Source organism: Streptomyces sp. a15 (genome assembly GCF_059026085.1).
Genome location: NZ_JBWLKM010000122.1, coordinates 1 through 16,071, shown reverse-complemented (window position 1 = coordinate 16,071; position 16,071 = coordinate 1). Strand labels below are relative to the sequence as shown.

The 16,071-nt window shown below is 70.9% G+C and carries 12 protein-coding genes and 1 pseudogene; 6 read left to right on the top strand and 7 right to left on the bottom strand.

The window, feature by feature from the left end:
• Window positions 1–211: pseudogene (locus AC5P09_RS47830) on the top strand (hypothetical protein); the annotation flags it as partial.
• Window positions 212–233: 22 nt separating this feature from the next.
• Here the strand turns inward: AC5P09_RS47830 and rutA are convergent.
• A complete protein-coding gene (gene rutA, locus AC5P09_RS47825) occupies window positions 234–1,319 on the bottom strand; it encodes a pyrimidine utilization protein A (protein ID WP_493879960.1) in 1,086 nt (361 codons plus the stop codon).
• Window positions 1,320–1,500: 181 nt separating this feature from the next.
• Between rutA and AC5P09_RS47820 the strand changes: the two genes are divergently transcribed.
• On the top strand, window positions 1,501–4,443 hold the full coding sequence (locus AC5P09_RS47820; protein WP_493879959.1) for a SpoIIE family protein phosphatase: 2,943 nt from the start codon (window positions 1,501–1,503) through the stop codon (window positions 4,441–4,443).
• A 16-nt stretch (window positions 4,444–4,459) separates the two neighbouring features.
• Window positions 4,460–5,164 carry a hypothetical protein gene (locus AC5P09_RS47815; RefSeq protein ID WP_493879958.1) on the top strand — a complete coding sequence of 235 codons (705 nt, stop codon included), beginning with the start codon at window positions 4,460–4,462 and terminating at the stop codon, window positions 5,162–5,164.
• 4 nt (window positions 5,165–5,168) lie between these two features.
• Here AC5P09_RS47815 and AC5P09_RS47810 read toward each other — a convergent pair whose 3' ends face one another.
• The gene (locus AC5P09_RS47810) at window positions 5,169–6,479 is read right to left on the bottom strand and encodes a helix-turn-helix domain-containing protein (RefSeq protein ID WP_493879957.1); all 1,311 of its coding nucleotides are present in this window, start codon (window positions 6,477–6,479) and stop codon (window positions 5,169–5,171) included.
• A gap of 191 nt (window positions 6,480–6,670) precedes the next feature.
• Entirely contained in the window at window positions 6,671–7,105 is a 435-nt protein-coding gene (locus tag AC5P09_RS47805; RefSeq protein ID WP_493879956.1) for a hypothetical protein, read from the bottom strand.
• Between AC5P09_RS47805 and AC5P09_RS47800 the strand changes: the two genes are divergently transcribed.
• Entirely contained in the window at window positions 7,095–7,469 is a 375-nt protein-coding gene (locus tag AC5P09_RS47800) for a DUF4232 domain-containing protein (protein WP_493879955.1), read from the top strand. The two genes, AC5P09_RS47805 and AC5P09_RS47800, sit on opposite strands and share 11 nt — an antisense overlap.
• Window positions 7,470–7,550: 81 nt before the next feature.
• Here AC5P09_RS47800 and AC5P09_RS47795 read toward each other — a convergent pair whose 3' ends face one another.
• The 4 genes from AC5P09_RS47795 to AC5P09_RS47780 form a co-directional block, all read right to left on the bottom strand.
• On the bottom strand, window positions 7,551–8,927 hold the full coding sequence (locus AC5P09_RS47795; RefSeq protein ID WP_493879954.1) for a hypothetical protein: 1,377 nt from the start codon (window positions 8,925–8,927) through the stop codon (window positions 7,551–7,553).
• A gap of 120 nt (window positions 8,928–9,047) precedes the next feature.
• Window positions 9,048–11,072 (bottom strand): glycoside hydrolase family 97 protein, encoded by a 2,025-nt coding sequence (locus AC5P09_RS47790; protein WP_493879953.1) that lies wholly within the window; start codon window positions 11,070–11,072, stop codon window positions 9,048–9,050.
• A gap of 134 nt (window positions 11,073–11,206) precedes the next feature.
• Window positions 11,207–11,473, bottom strand: a complete 267-nt coding sequence (locus tag AC5P09_RS47785) for a LapA family protein (protein ID WP_493879952.1) — start codon at window positions 11,471–11,473, stop codon at window positions 11,207–11,209.
• Between the two features lie 223 nt (window positions 11,474–11,696).
• On the bottom strand, window positions 11,697–12,581 hold the full coding sequence (locus AC5P09_RS47780) for an SCO2400 family protein (protein WP_493879951.1): 885 nt from the start codon (window positions 12,579–12,581) through the stop codon (window positions 11,697–11,699).
• 706 nt (window positions 12,582–13,287) lie between these two features.
• Here AC5P09_RS47780 and AC5P09_RS47775 point away from each other — a divergent pair.
• Complete coding sequence (locus AC5P09_RS47775) at window positions 13,288–15,258, top strand: Ig-like domain repeat protein (protein ID WP_493879950.1); 1,971 nt, start codon at window positions 13,288–13,290, stop codon at window positions 15,256–15,258.
• A 172-nt stretch (window positions 15,259–15,430) separates the two neighbouring features.
• Entirely contained in the window at window positions 15,431–15,907 is a 477-nt protein-coding gene (locus AC5P09_RS47770) for an SRPBCC family protein (protein ID WP_493879949.1), read from the top strand.
• The last annotated feature ends 164 nt before the right edge of the window (window positions 15,908–16,071 follow it).

The window sequence follows — 16,071 nt, the reverse complement described above, 5'->3', positions numbered from 1 at the left end:
CGACCTCGACCCGACTTGCCCGCTGCGGCACCCCTGTGCCGCTCCCTACGGTGTGGTGGTGCCCGTACTGCCGGCCGCAGGGCCCCTGAGTACCCGGGCAGCACGCGGGGTCAGGCCGCGGCCGACCCGCCCGCCCCGCGACTCCTGGCTCACCGGCCACCCCGACGCCCCCGGCCCCACCTGCCCGCACTGCCGGCCGGACGGCTCCTGAGCCGCAGGCGGTACACCCGGCGTCAGGCCGCCGTAACCGGCCCACCCGACCGGGACCTCATCAGTGGCTGGACGCGGGTGCCGAAGTTCTCGAGGCCTTCGATGAAGTCGTCGAACACCAGCATGATCCCCTTGGTGCCGGCGACCTCGGCGACCTCGTCGAGCATCTTGGCGACGGTCTCGTACGAGCCGACGAGCGTGCCCATGTTGAAGTTCACGGCGCCTTCGGGCAGCACGATGGTCCTCGCGGTGGAGGAGTCGTCGGCGGTCGTGTCCGTGGCCGATTCCCCGGCCATGTACGCCAGCGCCGCGCGGTCGGCGTTGTCGTGGTAGTCCTTCCACTTCGCCTGGGCGGCCTCGTCGGTCTCGTCCGCGATGACCATGAAGAGGGAGAGTGCGCCGACGTCGCGGCCGGACTTCTTCGCCGCGTCCACGAGTGTGGCCGTGGTGCCCGAGAGGGCGAGCGGGGTGTTCACGCCGCTGCCCAGGATGAAGTTGTACTCGGCGTGCTCGGCGGCGAACTTCATGCCGGTGTTGCTCTGGCCCGCGGCAACGATGTCGATGTGCCCGTTCGCCGGCCGCGGGGACAGCACGCAGTCGTCCATCTCGTAGAACTCGCCCTTGAAGTTGCTGACGCCCTCGCTCCACAGCTCCTTCATCACGGTGACGTACTCGACGGCACGGTCGTACCGGTTGCCGAAGTGCTCGTCGCCGGGCCACAGGCCCATCTGGGAGTACTCGCCGGGCGCCCAGCCGGTGACGATGTTGACGCCGAAGCGGCCGGGGGCGATCGAGTCGACGGTCACGGCCATGCGCGCGACGATCGCCGGGGGCAGCGCGAGGATCGGCGTGGAGGCGTACAGCTTGATCCGGTCGGTCACGGCGGCCAGGCCCGCCATCAGCGTGAACGACTCGAGGTTGTGGTCCCAGAACTCGGTCTCGCCGCCGAAGCCCTTGAGTTTGATCATCGACAGGGCGAAGTCGAGGCCGTGCTCCTCGGCCTTCCGCACGATGGCCTTGTTCAGCTCGAAGCTCGGCATGTACTGCGGAGAGCTCTTCGAGATGAGCCAGCCGTTGTTGCCGATGGGGAGGAAGACGCCGATGTCCATGCCGCTCCTTGGCGGGTCGGGGCCGTGGTGTCACGCCGGACGATCACGTGACGTCGGCGATCCACGATAACTCCGCCTGGTTTCCGGGCTGTTGATTCCCCGCGCGAGCAGTGGCGGGGCCCGGCGTGATAATCCTGCGAAGCACTGCTTCGGATGAGACGGGAACGGTTAGATACCGGGTATGAACGCACGGCTGGCCCTGCTCAGCACGGTGGACCCCGGTATCGCGGAAAGCGAGGTCTTCCGGCTGGCACTCCAGCATGCGGTGGGCGAGCTCGGCGCCTTGGGGGGAACGATTCACCTCCGCGGCCCCATGTCCGCGCTGCGCCTGGTGTCGGCGACCGGTCTGCCTCCCGTCCTGACGCGCTCCTGGGAGATCGTCGACCAGGAGGGCCCGCTGGCCCCGGCCCGCGCCCTGCACCGGGGCAGCGGCGTATGGGAGCCGCCGGAACCCGGCGAGCAGGCCGACCCGGCCGGGTGGCCCGGCACCGGCCTGGCCGCCGTACCGGTGTTCAGCGGGGACCGCAGCATCGGCGCGCTCACCGTCCTGATGGGCGACAGCGGCGAGCCCACCCCCCGGCAGTGGGACTTCCTGCGGGCCGTCATCGCCTGGACCGAGGAGCGCATGGCCCAGGCGCCGCCGCCGTCCGGTCCCTCGCAGACGGAGCTGAGCGCCGACCGCCTGCGGCAGGCCCTGAAGGAGGTCAGCGTCGGCTCCTGGGACTGGAACATCCGCACCGGTGACCTGGTCTGGGACGAGGCAGCCCTGGAGCTCTACGGCACCAGGCCGCAGGACTACACCGGCAGGATCGAGAACTGGATGCGGATCGTCCACCCCGACGACCTGGCGCCGACCCTGGACGCGGCGGGGCGGGCGATCCGCGACCACGGCGTGTACGAGGCCGAGTACCGGGTGCGCAAACTGGACGGAACGTGGGGCTGGACCCAGGCCCGCGGCCGGGCGACGTACGACGAGCAGGGCGAGGCCGAGCGGATGATCGGCGTGGGGTGGGACAGCGACGAGCCCCGTTCCGCCCGTGACGCGCTCAGCCGGGCCCTGCGGCACATGAGCGACGGCTTCCTGGCCGTGGACGACGCGTGGCGGATCACCTTCGCCAACCTGGAGGCGGAACGCACGCTGGGCTTCTCCGAGGAGGAGCTCTTCGGGCGCGTCCTGTGGGACCTGCCCTCCGCACGGCAGGTCCCCGGCCTGGAGAAGCGCTGCCGGCAGGCCGCGGCCGAGGACAAGCCCGCCGGCTTCGACGTGCACATGCCGGACACCGGCCGCCGCTACCACCTGCGGCTGGTGCCGGGTCCCGACGGCCGCACCCTCTACTTCACCGACGTCACCGAGAAACGGCGCCTGGCCCAGGAACGCCAGGCGTCCGAGAGCGCCGCGTCCGAGCGCGCGACCCGGATCGCGGAGCTGACCGCGGCGCTCGCCAAGGCGACGACGTCACGGGACGTGGTGCAGGCGGTCGCCCAGCGGGTACTGCCGCCGTTCGCCGCCGCCGGACTCATGGTCCAGGCCGTCGAAGGCCAGCGGCTCCACAACGTCGGAGCCGTCGGCTACGCGGCCGACTTCCTCGACGCCGTCCACAGCGTCCCGTGGACGACGCACAACCCGGCCTGGGAGGCGATCGAGGCGGACACGCCGCTGTTCCTGTCCTCGGTGCGGGAGTTCGCCGCGCGCTGGCCCGACCTGGCCCACCTGCTCGACCTCGGCGACAAGCAGGCCTGGGCCTTCCTGCCGCTGACCGCGTCCGGGCACACCTTCGGGGTGTGCGTGGTCTCCTTCGACCGGCCGCGCCGCCTCACCGACGACGAACGCACCCTGCTGACCACCATCAGCGCCCTCCTCGCCCAGGCCCTGGAACGGGCCCGGCTCTACGACGCCGAACACACCCGCTCCCGCGAACTCCAGCGCAGCCTGCTCCCCCGGGGCCTGCCCGACCTGCCCGCGTGCACGGCCGCCGCCCGCTACCTCCCCGCCGGACAGGGCATGGACGTGGGCGGCGACTGGTACGACATCATCCCGCTCTCCGGCGGGCAGGTCGCCCTCGTCGTCGGCGACGTCATGGGCCACGGCCTGCCGGAGGCGGCCACCATGGGCCGCCTGCGCACGGCCGTCCACACCCTGGCCGACCTCGAACTGCCCCCCGACGAGATCATGAGCCACCTCAACGACATCGTCGGCGGCATGGGCGAGGAGTCGTACGTCACCTGCCTGTACGCGCTCTACGACTCCACCACCCAGGTCTGCTCCGTCGCCCGCGCCGGACACCCGCCGCCGGCCCTGGTCCACCCCGACGGCACCGTGCACTTCCCGCCCCTGGCCGCGGACCCGCCCCTGGGCGCGGCGGAACCACCGTTCGAGACGGTCGAGTTGCACGTTCCCGAGGGCAGCCTGCTCGTGCTCTACACCGACGGCCTGGTCGAGTCGTCGAAACGCGAGATCGACGAGGGCATGGCGGACCTGGCCCGGCTCCTGCGCACGGCCCACGAGAACGGCACGGCCGCGGACCTGGAACAGCTCTGCGACACCCTCACCGCCGGCCTGCTCCCCGCCGAGCACCAGGCGGCCGACGACGCCGCGTTCCTCGTCGCCCGCCTCCACGCCCTGACCGGCGACCGGATCGCCTCCTGGCCGCTCCCCGAGGACCCCAAAGCGGCCGGCCAGGCCCGCCGGCACGTCCGCGAACAACTCTCCGCCTGGGACCTGAACGACCTCACCCCCACCACGGAACTCCTGGCCAGCGAACTGGTCGGCAACGTCGTACGTCACGCCAAGGGCCCGGTCAGCCTGCGCCTGCTGTACGGCGCCGACCTGATCTGCGAGGTCTTCGACGGCAGCCTGACGATGCCCCGCATCCGCCGCGCCACGGACACCGACGAGGGCGGCCGCGGCCTGCAACTGGTCACCGCACTCTCCCAACGCTGGGGCACCCGCTACACCCCGACAGGAAAATGCATCTGGACCGAACAGCCCCTACCCGGCCCGACCGGCCACCAGGATCACCCGTCCGACGACGCCCTGTCCCTGATGTTCCCCAAACTGCTCCCGGACACCGAGGAGTTCGACGGCGACCTGGACGCCCTGCCGTTCGGGGACGAGGACTTGTAGAACATAATCGCCTGCCATGGACGTACTGGTGCCCATGCTCATCATCCTGCTCGGGGGCGGGATGTTCGCCCTCGTCATCACCATGTTCGTGCGCAACCGCAGGAACGTGACCCGCGGCCTCCAGGGAAGAGCCGAGGCGATCCGGGTCGCCCAGGAGCGCGGCTGGAGCTACCAGGCGAACACGTACGGGCTGGTCGACCGGCTCTGCGGCGTGGCCCCGCTGCCCAAACGGGGCAGCAACCTGCACGGGCGGCACTACATCACCGGCGAGTACCGGGGCCGCGCCTTCTGCGCCTTCGAGTACACGACCGGCGCCGGCGGCGTCAACGACGACCCGGGCAACGACCAGGCCACCTTCTGGACGGTGTTCGCGGTCACCGCGCCGGGCCCCGGACCCGAGCTGGTCGTGCGGCGGCCGCAGGCCCTCGACGGGATGACGCAGCGCGGGCGCATGGTCGGGCTCGGTGTGCCGGAGTTCGACGAGACGTTCCGGGTGATCACGGACGACGAGGCGTTCGCCCGTACCGCCCTGACCGGCGGGGTGGTGCCGTTCCTGGCCACGCACCCGCGGGCCGGGAAGGACGCCCCGGTCCGGCTGCACAACGACGAGTTGCTCACCTGGTACCAAGGCCGTCTCAGCCCACAGGGCATCGACGAGCGGCTCACCTACCTGTGCGACGTCCTCGACCGGATCCCCCCGCAGGTGTGGTCGACGGTCTGAAACCTCAGCCGGGAATGTTCGGGTTCCACTCGTCCCGTGCCCACTTGGAGTCGCCGAGCGGGTAGTTGTACGCGGGCCGGCCGACGTTTCCGCTCGTCCGGAAGGGCTTGCCGTTGTCGTCGATGCGCAGGACGCCCTTCTGGTTGCCGCTGGACCACTCCAGGTCCAGGTACCAGCTCACGTTGTACGCCCGCGCGTTGGCGAAGATGTAGAAGACCTCGGGATCCGACTCACTCACCTTGTACGGGAAGTCGCGCTGACCGGCCTTGGGCGAGATCGCGGGCCGCCCGGCATCGAGGTCCACACCGAACGCCGCCGTCTCCACGCCGCCACCGCAGCCGACGCCCATCGCGAAGTCGTTCCAGTCGAGCGGTGTGCTCTTCTCCACGACCCGCACATGGAGTTCGTCCAGGACGACGGTGGCCTTCCCGGTGCCCTGCACGGTCAGTTCGAGCATCTGCTGCCCGGCGGCGACCCCGCCGAACGCGGTGACCCACCCGCGCGCGTCGGGCTCAGACGGCGGCGGAGGCACCACCTCGGGTTTCCGGTCGAGCAGGTAGTGCTGGCTGCACGGCCCTTCCCACTTGTACGGGTCGACGTCGACGGCGGGCGCGGTGGCCCCGTCCTCGACACCGCCGCCCTGGGCCGCCCCGGCCCCGCCGCTCCGGGTGGCGGAGGCGGAGACGGAAGCCGTGGGACTGCCGCTGCGGGACGCGGACGGCGAGGGCGACTTGCCTTTCCCGTCGGCCGACTCGGAGGCGCCGGGACTTTCGTCGACGGACCGGGACGCGGCGCCCGCGGGCTGCTTCGCGCCCTGGTCGTCATCGCTCGCGCCGGGCACGAGATTCACCACGAGCGCGGCCGACACGAGGGCGGCGGCCACGGCGGCCCCGGCGAGGACGGCGGTACGCCGCCGTCGCGCCACGGGAGCCTCCGTCAGGGGCGGCCGCTCGATCTCGGGAACGGGCTCGGCCGCCGCTTCGGGTTCCGCCGCCGTGCCCGCTCCGGTCTCGGCCTCCGTCGCCGTGCCCGTCCCGGTCTCGGGCTCCGCCTTCTGCCCCCGCCGGGCATCCGCGAGAACCCACCGCCGATGCAGTTCCACCAGTTCCTCGGGCGTCGCCTTGCACACGCGCGCGAACCGCTCCACGGGCGCGTAGTCCGTCGGTACGGCGTCCCCGTTGACGTACCGGTGAAGCGTGGACGTACTCGTGTGCAGCCGCTTCCCGAGCACCCCGTAACTGAGCCCGGATCGCTCCTTCAACTGGCCCAGCAGCTCCGAGAACTCGTCCCCCGCCACCATTCCTCCCTCTCCCACGTCCCGGACCTCCGTTCCAGGGGGAGGTCATTCCCCCAGGTCAGAGGTATTGCGAGCGTTCCAGCGTTCCGGATGCCCCGGCAGTCGTGGCGGCCGGGACGGATCGCCGCACAAGCTTGGGCCATCCAAGCACGCCGCTCCCGGCACCCGGTCGAGCGGCCCATGCCAACACCCGTACCGCACCAGGGGGATCACATGTCCACACGTACCCGCCGCACCCACCGCTCCCGCATGCTCGTCGCCGCCGCGATCACGGCCGCCACGCTGACGCTGGCGGCATGCAACGGCGGAGAGGGCGTCCGCGACGAGGGGGCGTCGGCCGGATCCTCGTCCACGGCGGCGCCCACGGCCTCCACCACGCCTTCGCAGAAGGCGAGCGGCGGAACGTCCACCGGAGCGGGGCAGACCGACCAGACCGGCTCGACCTCCAAGGGCTCGACGGGCGGCGCGGCGGGTTCGAGCGGCACGTCGGGTTCGTCGGGCTCCACGGGTTCGTCGGGCTCAAAGGGGTCCTCGGGGTCCTCGGGGTCCACCGGTTCCTCGGGCTCGTCGGGTTCCACGGGCTCGGACGACTCCGCGTCCGCCTCCGTCCCCTGCTCCAGCGCCTCCACCCGGATGGCCGCCACGGTGGTCGCCCGTCCCCTCAACCACCTTCTCCTCACCGTCACCAACACCGGCTCGAAGAACTGTGACCTGACCGGCTACCCGGCCGTCCGGCTCGGCGCGGCCCAGTCCGTCCCGCCGGCCTTCGAGGACTCCAAGCCGCAGGCGGTGGTCACGCTGGCCCCCGGCGAGTCGGGCTACGCGAGCGTCCTTCTCTCGGCCGCGGACGGCAGCGGCTCCAATGGCTACACGGCCAAGTCTCTCGAGGTCTCCTACGGCGAGGGCGCGAGCGCCCGCCCGTCACTCCCCGCGAAGGGCGTGTACGTCGACGACTCGATCGGCGTCTCGTACTGGCAGTCGACCATGGCCGACGCCCTGGCCTGGTGACGCACCGGCTCACCGACGCGAGTCCGCGTACTGAGGCGCTCGGCCGGGAAACCCCGGCCGAGCGCCTGTCGTGGGAGGGACTCAGTCGGAGGTGATGTCGACCGTGACCGAGCCATAGGCGTAGGCGTGCCGCGCGTCGCCGTAGTACTGGACGGTGTACTGGACATTGCCCTTGGCCTTCGGCCGGTCCGTGTAGCTGAACGTGCCGTCGGCGGCGACGGTCGCGGACCCGATCATCGTGCCCTCACCCGCCAGGGGGTCGTCGAGCCGCCAGATGTCGACGGTGCTTCCGGTGCCGAATCCCACGGGCGCCACGAGCTTTCCGGTGAGGGTGAGGTCCTGGTTCCGGGGCGACGAGGCGGGTGCCCGCACGGTGACGGTGGTGTCGACCTGCGGGTGGTTCAGGACCTGCAGCGACAGAGACGTGGAGCCGCTGTCCTCGGTGACCGCGAAGATCCGGCTGCCGTCCGGGGCCCAGGCCAGACCGCCCGACTCGAGGGTGTTGGTGGTGTACGGGGACGACGCCGGGAAGTCCCAGGTGTGGAAGGCCGTGGAGTCGCCCTGCGGGAACAGGTACACGTCGGGCGAGGAGGCGCCGTTGATGCCCGCCGCGATCGTGCCGTCGGGGGCGATGGCCACGGAGTTGGGGTAGTGGCTGGTGGTGTAGCGGCCGTCGTCCGCCAGGTCGGCGGTGCGGAACGCCTGGTGGTAATAGGGGCTGGCGCAGGCGACGACGACCCGCGCGGCGTCCGGCGTCAGGGCGAGGTCCTGCAGGCTCGCGCACCCGTCCGGCCCCGGATCGACGCGCCTGGCCTGTGCGTCGGCCCGGCCGGTGCTCACGTCGTACACCGCCAGGGAGGCGGCATTGCCGTCGGACTCGGCGGCGACGAGGGTGTCCGGCTCCTGCGGCGTGGCCGCGAGGTGCGGCGCGCCGCGGAACGTGTCGAGGCCCTGGTCCCGTGTGACGACCGGCTGCGGGCCGCTCAGGTCCAGGGAGCCGAGGGCGCCGTGCCAGGTGTCGGTGCTGTAGCCGAACCAGATCTTCCCGCCGGCGAGCGCGAGGGAGGTCGGGCCGGCGTAGGCGCCCGCGCCGGTGCCGGTGTCGTACCGGGCGGTCTCCTGCAGCGTGGCGGTGTCGATCGCGGCGATCGCGCCGGCGTCGCGGAGAGCCACGTACAGCGTCCTGGAGTCGCTGGACAGCGCGACTCCCCAGGCGCCGGCCTCACCGCCGATCTGCTTCACGACCTGGCCCGTGTAGTCCGTCACCAGAACGCTGCCACCGAACGGGTCACTGAGGAACACCTGCTGATGAGCCGCGTCGACTGCCATGTCGCGATAGGAGCTGATCGGCAGTGAGGTAGTGGTGTCCGCGGCGGCCGTGGTCGTTCCGAGGCCGAGGAGCGAGAGGCTCAGGGCGGCGGAGAGTGTCGCTCTTTCGGCGAACTGTCTTATGCGCACGTGTCGGTCGCTTCCTTCGGTAGGCGTCTGTGGGTGAGCTCCACGCCACTGTCTTGATCGACAGGCGGCACTCATCCAGCGCAGAGCCCCAACCAGACGTCACACACGGCGGGTTACGCCTCAGCTCGGCCTCAGGATGATCGCCTGGCCGCCCGCGGGAGCCATGGCCACGTCCAGCGTGGTCTCCGAGGTGACGGTCTGCGTACCGACCACGACCGGGGTGCGGAACGGGCTGCTGCCCGGCGTGCCGTCGGCGTAGACGGTCGCCGTGTAGGTTCCGCCGCCCAGGAACGACAGCGGGATCGGCAGCGTCCGGGCCGTCTCGTTGGTCATCGCGCCGAGGTACCAGGTGGAGCCGTTCCGGCGGGCGACCGCCACGTACTCGCCGATCGATCCGGCCAGGGTCCGGCTCTCGTCCCAGGTGGTGGGGACGGCGTTGAACCAGGGCAGTCCGGGCCAGCTCGCCGGGTTGGCGTACTTGGACGGCTTGTCGTACCAGAAAAGGAAGTTGAGGGGCTGGTAGTACACCGCGGCCATCGCCATCTGGTGGGCGTTGGTCGTCTTGTTGCGCGACTGGCCGTAGCAGATGGTGTAGTCGATCGGGCCGCCGATGTTGCGGGCGAAGGGCAGCGTCACGTTGTGGGTGGCGGTCGGGAACTGCTCGTTGCCCCGGACGCCTTCCAGGCTGATGTAGTTCGGGTACGTGCGCTCGTAGCCGAAAGGCCGCACGTCGTCGTGCATGTCGATCAGCAGCTCGTACGCGGCGGCCGTCCGCGCCCAGCCGGTGATCTGGTTCGTCATCGACTGGGTGCCTTCGTTGATGAAGCCGAGCTTGATGCCCGCGACGCCCCAGCTCTTGTAGAGGCCGAACAGCGCGTCCGCGTCGGACAGCGCGATCCGGTTGACGTAGAGGAAGACGCCGATGCCCTTGCTCGTGGCGTACGAGATGACGGACGGCAGGTCGATGGCGGCGATCGGGGTCGTCGCGTCGACGGTGGTGAACTCGGGGCCGTACCAGCCGGCGTCGTACTCGATGTACTCCACGCCGCGGGCCACGGCGAAGTCGACGCCCGCGAGGCCGGCTGCGGTGCTGAGCTCGCAGCGGAAGACCTTGCCGGGCTTGATCCAGGTGGTGTCGGTCAGGGCAGTGGGCGGGGCGAGGTTGAGCACCAGCTCGGCGTTGTCGACCAGTTCGGCGTGCGTCGCCCCGATCACCACCGCGCGCCACGGTGTGGCGAACGGGGCGGTGACCGTGGCGGTCGTCTCGACCGGGCCGCTGCCGCGGGCGGTGTGCTCCATCAGGAAGGCGGAGAGGGTGCCCGGCTGCCCGGGGACCGAACTGAGCATCAGACGGGGGAAGTTCAGGCGGGCGGACTCGCAGACGCAGGCGAGGTACCCGTTGGAGAGCGCGGCGGTCAGCGGCAGGTCGGTCAGGGGGCCCTGGTCCGTGCTCGACGTGCCGGTCGACGGGATCGCGTCGGGGGCGACCGGTACGTACGCGTCCTCGTCGCGGGCGCTGTAGACGGTGGTGTCGTCCGGGAAGACGAACGTCGTCAGCTCGTCGGAGATGGTGACGGTGCCGGTCTCGGTGCCGGTCTCGGTGCCGGTCTCGGTGTCGGTGTCGGTGCCTGTGTCGAGCAGGACGTAGCGCAGGGCGACGCCGGTCTTGTAGGCGCGGATCCGGACGCCGAAGCGGATGCCCGAGGCGGTGTCCTGGAGCTTCCAGCGCTGCTCCTGGTAGTGGTCGGTGACCGTCGCGTTGCGGCCGTACACCGGGGACCAGGTGGTACGGGTGGTCCCGTGCTGGTGCCCGAGCACCGTCACGTCGCTGCCGAGGACGGTCCCGTCGCTCAGCCTGAGACCCAGGGCCGAGGTGTCGATCACGGTCTTGCCGTTGCGCTCGGCGGACCACTGGAGCGCCCCGTTCACCACCGACATGGTGATGGACGTACCGCCCATGCGCGCGGTCGTACGGACCGCACCGGCCGGGGCGTTCGCCGCGTGCGCCGGCCGCGTGGCGACCAGCCCCACCGCCGCCGTTCCGGCGGTGACGGCCGCGCCCTTGAGTATTCCCCGACGGGACAACGCCCCCGCGCTGTCGCCTCTGTCCGTGGTGAGCTCTTCCCGGTCTCCTGCAGCTCTCATCGTGAAGGGACCTCCCCTTTGAGGGTAATCAGGTAGTAACCGTTTACTTACCGACGCAGGGAACGTACGTGCTGAGCAAACCCGGGTCAAGATCCCGCGGCCCCTGAACTCGCAGGGGGCAGACGGCGCGGAAGCTACTGAGGCCGTCGTGTATGCCGGCTGCGGCGCCGACGCACTGTGAAGGCGCAGGCGAGCATGCCGAGGCCCCAGGCGATCAGAAGGGCGCCCCACAGGGGCATGGTCACCTCTGGGACGAGAAGGCGAATCTCGACGCTCTCGCGGTTCTCGAAGATGAAGACCAGGGCGATCGCGGTGATCAGAATGAACGGTGCGAGGCGGCGGACGCCGGGGCGGGAAAGAAACGGCGTGTGCGCCTTGTGGTCTGAGCTGGTCTGAACCATGGGGTGTCTCTCCATCGCGTTGCCCCTGCGTCCAGCGTCCTCTGTCGGCACGGGGTGCGCCACCGAAGGGGGCCGCGGGCGGGCACGGCGGCTGGTCGTGCGACAGAGTCCGGCGACAGAGTCCGGCGACAGGGCCCGGCGCGCCGGCGTCGAGGCGCCCGCTCTTATGGGGAGGTACGCGGGCACCGACCGCAGGAGCGGGCTGGTTCCCCGTGCCGCGCGGTCAGCCGATGCACAGCACGAGCAGGCAGACCTGCGACGGCGAGGTCGTGGTCGGCGCGGTGCTCGCCGGCGACGTTCCCGAGTCCGTGGCGTCGGAACCGCCGGCGGCAGTGGCGGCGGGCGCGGGCGTCTGCGCAGGCGTCGAATCGGCCGTGTCGGTGCGGTCGGGCACCGTTCCGTCCGAGGACGGGGCAGTGGTCTGCGGCTGAGGCTGCGACTGCGACATCGCCGTCGTACGAGGCGGGGCAGCCGCGTCCGGCCGGGTGTTCGGCGGAGTGGTGGGGAGGGAGGCGGTGGCCTGCTGTCGGCGGGGGTGGTCGGACGCGGGCGACTGCGCGGGAGTGGGCGAGGAGCGTTGTATGTCGGGCTGTGTCGACGTCGGGCGGGCGTCCTGTGCCGCCTGTTCCTCGACGGCCCCCATGGCCGGGTCCTTCGGCGCCGTGGCCGCCTGTGTCCGGTCGCCGGACTGCCGGTCCATGGAGGCCAGGGTCAGTCCGCCGCCGATGAGCGCGACCGCGGTCGCGACCACGGCCTTGCGCTGGTTCTTCTTCCAGCGGGCACGCTGGCGACGCCGCGCGGCCCGCCCCTGCGGCGCGATCGGCCCACCCTCAGGACCGCCGGACGGGTCGCTCTGCGGGACCTCGTCCATGCCGCCCCCGGCCGCCACCTCATGACGCAGTCGGCCGCCGCGACCGTGCCACGCGTCGAAGGCCATGGGCTCCGATGCCGCTGCCGCACCCGTGGTCACGGAGGTCACCGTGGTGACCGGGGCCGGGACGATGTGGCCGCCGGCGGTGGTCGGAGCGATGTCCGGGGCGTAGGCACCGCACCCGGGGCACACCAGGGCGCCATTGAGATGGCGGCGACATGTGGAGCAGTAGTCCATTTGCGGTCTTCCTGAGTTGACATGCCGTCGACCCGCCGGGCCGCGGCCCGGTCACGTTCGTACGTGGGATCGAGCGGCCAGCAAACAGTAGCGACGGTTCCGAAACGCTATGTGGAGGCTGTGCGGAACTCCTGCGGGGATTCCCGGGGCTCGCGTGTAAGCGCCGCACGCGTCCAACTGCCGCCAGGGTTCGCGTCACCGGCCGCTACCTGCCGACCACGATGGGCCAACTACGCGGCGCAGCAAAGGACCCGTCCACGCCGACGCCGAGTCCCTGTCCCGGCCGTCAGCAGTGGCCGAAGGGCCGCGCCGGCAGAGGGCGTGGGCGCCAACGTCGCCGATGCGTGCCGCTTCCGAAGTCGTCGGTCGGCAGGTGACCGCGCCGTCCCGATCTCGGCGGTGGACGCGGCACTCGGCCCCGGCCCCGGGCCACCGGCATGCTCCACCGGCTACGACGCCCGCCGCCGGACCACCCGCGCGCCGCCCGCCGCCCGACTGCCGACCGACCGGTCGCCGCCCGCCCATCGCGCAGCGACACCGCGGCCCTCCCTGATATTCCGATCCTCAATTGTCACTGGCATGCCATACGCTGCCTTCCTCGGCAGCGTCCACACACCCGTCGTCGGTGTGAGGGGGGACGCGTGGCCTACTCATCGTCATTTCCGCCCGGCGACCACCGGGCTGCTCTGTGGGGGTTCACATCACTGTGCGCAGGCGCACCATCTCGACCGCGACCGCACTCGCGGTCGTCTTCAGTTCCGCCGTTCTCGCCGTCGGCGCCGCGGGGCCGGCCGTGGCCGACTCCGCGAAGATACTTGCGGTGAAGTCGGTCGGCGACATCGTCGTGGACGGCGCCCACCAGCGCGTCTACGTCTCCGACCCGACCGGCGGCAAGATCGTCGTCACCGACTACGCGGGCGCCGTGAAGGCGACGCTGAGCGGGCTCTCCGGCGTGAGCGGCCTCGCGCTGTCCGCCGACTCCGGGCAGGTGTACGCGGCCGTGAAGAACGGCAACCGGATCGTCTCCGTGGAGACCGGGACGTACACCCAGACCGCGAGTTACCCGGTGGGCGCGGCTCCCGGTGACCTGGAGGTCGTGGACGGCCGGATCTGGTTCGCCCACGGCACCGACTTCGGTTCGCTCGACGTCTCCGGCACCGAACCCGTCGTCCACCTCGCCGAGCGGGGCGACGTCGACTTCTCCGGCGCCTTCGGGATGTTCCTGGCCTCCGATCCGGCCGTCCCGGGCGTCCTGGTGGCAGGCAACGGCGGCGATCTCGCCGTGTACGACGTCTCGGCCGACGGGGCCACGCTGCGGGTCAAGGGCGACATGGACACCGCCGTGAAGCAGCTGGACCTGACGCCCGACGGCAGCCAGGTGCTCACCTCGTGGGGCAGCCCCGACACCGGCTACGGCATCGGCGCCTACTCGACCACCGACCTCACCGAGTTGGCGGGCTACCCCATCGACCCGTACCCGAACGCCGTGCGGGTCGCGCCCGACGGCAGTGTCGCGGGCGGCAGCAGCTCCGGGTACGAGCCCGATGTGCACATCCACCGGCCCGGTGACCCGACGCCGACGCGGGAGTACGACTTCCCCAACACCGGCGACAGCAGCGGCGCCGACACCCTCGTGGACGGAGCGCTCGCCTGGGCGCCGGACGCGAGCCGTGTCTTCGCCGTCTCCGTGAACACCCACGGCACGTACACCCTGCGTGCCCTGACCGATCCCACGAAGGAGCTGCCCACCCTCAAGGTGGCGGCCCCCGCGACGGCGGAGCGGGCCAAGAAACTCACCGTCACCGGCAAGCTCGCCTCGAAGACACCCCTTCCCGCGGGCACCGGTCTGAAGGTGACCCGCACGGACCTCGAGTCGCCGAGCGGCAAGGCCCTGGCCGCCGTCACCACGAAGGCCGACGGCAGCTTCTCCTTCCCGGACACCCCGCCCGCCGGCGGCAAGGTCACCTACAAGGTGTCCTACGCGGGCGACGCCAAGCACGCCCCCGTCTCCGGCTCCGACGCGGTGCAGGTCTCGCGCAAGGCGACCACGCTGACCCTGAACAACAACGGCAAGCTGTACTCGTACGGCAAGGACGTCACCTTCACCGCGCACCTCGGCACGACGTACAAGAACCGCACCGTCGCGATCTACGCGGACCCCTTCGGCGCCGACAAGCCGAAGAAGCTGCTGAAGAAGGCCAAGGTCAATTCCAGCGGCAACCTGTCGGCGACCGTCGACATGACCCGTGACACCGCCGTCACCGCCGTCTTCGACGGCGACGCCCGCTCCGCGCCCAAGACCGTGAAGTCGACCGGGTACGCCCAGGCGAAGATCTCCACCGCCGTCTCCAAGCACTACAAGACGGGCAAGATCGGCTCCACGACGTACTACTACTTCCGCAAGAACACCGACCCGCGGTTCACCACGACGATGAACTACTACTCGGGCCGCCAGCAGCGGTTCCAGCTCCAGGTCTACTACCAGGGCACCTGGTACGACTCCGGGTCCGAGTACTTCGCACTGGCCACCAACGGCAAGTCGGCCGTGAACCTGGAAGCACCGGGCGAATCCGGCATCCGGGCCCGGATGCGCTCGTCGTACGTCAACGGCTCCTCCGGCGACACCGTCAACTCCACGACGCACGGCGCCTGGAAGTACTTCACCTTCACCAACTGATCCCGGCCCCGACCGCCGAACCGGTACGGCCCCGAGCTCACGGGGCCGTACCAGTGGCGTCCTCCTGCGGTGACACCTGATTCAGGGCGGTATGCGGGTCTTCATACCCCGGCGCACGGGTACTCGGCGGCGTGTGCAACGACCGTCGCCGAATCTCAGCGAGGAGGAACCCGTGAGCACGGTGAAGGAAGCAGTAGACGTCGAGGTTCCCGTCCACACCGCCTACAACCAGTGGACGCAGTTCGAGGAGTTCCCGAACTTCATGGAGGGCGTCGAGGAGGTGCGCCAGCTCGACGAGCGGCACAACCACTGGAAGACCAAGATCGGGGGAGTGCAGCGCGAGTTCGACACCGAGATCGTCGACCAGCTGCCGGACGACCGGATCACGTGGCGGGTCGTCGAGGGCGAGATCCGGCAACGGGGATCGGTCAGGTTCGAGCGGCTCGACGACACGCACACCCGGGTGGAACTGACCATGGACGTCGAGCCCTCCGGCATGGTCGAGAAGGGCGGGGACATGCTCGGCATGATCGACCGCCGGGTGAAGGGAGACCTGCACCGCTTCAAGGACTACATCGAAGGGCGCGGGGGAGAGACGGGCGCCTGGCGAGGACGGATCCGGCCCGAGGACCCCGGTTCGCCCCTCTGACACCCGAAGACCCTCTGACACCCGTGCCCCTCTGACACCCGAAGGACGGGAAGGCCGGCGGCGGACGCGACGCGCCGCGGACTGCCACGGGGGTTCCAACTGTTCGCCGTGAAGCGTGCACGAGGTCGAGTTAGCTCGATCGTGTGATGATCGGCGCCCTGGCT

Bases quoted from the DNA above. Each gene is read 5' to 3' on its own strand.
- AC5P09_RS47800 (WP_493879955.1), top strand. From the start codon at position 7,095: ATGGCCGCCACGGTGGTCGCCCGTCCCCTCAACCACCTTCTCCTCACC.
- AC5P09_RS47820 (WP_493879959.1), top strand. From the start codon at position 1,501: ATGAACGCACGGCTGGCCCTGCTCAGCACGGTGGACCCCGGTATCGCG.
- rutA (WP_493879960.1), bottom strand. From the start codon at position 1,319: ATGGACATCGGCGTCTTCCTCCCCATCGGCAACAACGGCTGGCTCATC.
- AC5P09_RS47785 (WP_493879952.1), bottom strand. From the start codon at position 11,473: ATGGTTCAGACCAGCTCAGACCACAAGGCGCACACGCCGTTTCTTTCC.
- AC5P09_RS47790 (WP_493879953.1), bottom strand. From the start codon at position 11,072: ATGAGAGCTGCAGGAGACCGGGAAGAGCTCACCACGGACAGAGGCGAC.
- AC5P09_RS47780 (WP_493879951.1), bottom strand. From the start codon at position 12,581: ATGGACTACTGCTCCACATGTCGCCGCCATCTCAATGGCGCCCTGGTG.
- AC5P09_RS47815 (WP_493879958.1), top strand. From the start codon at position 4,460: ATGGACGTACTGGTGCCCATGCTCATCATCCTGCTCGGGGGCGGGATG.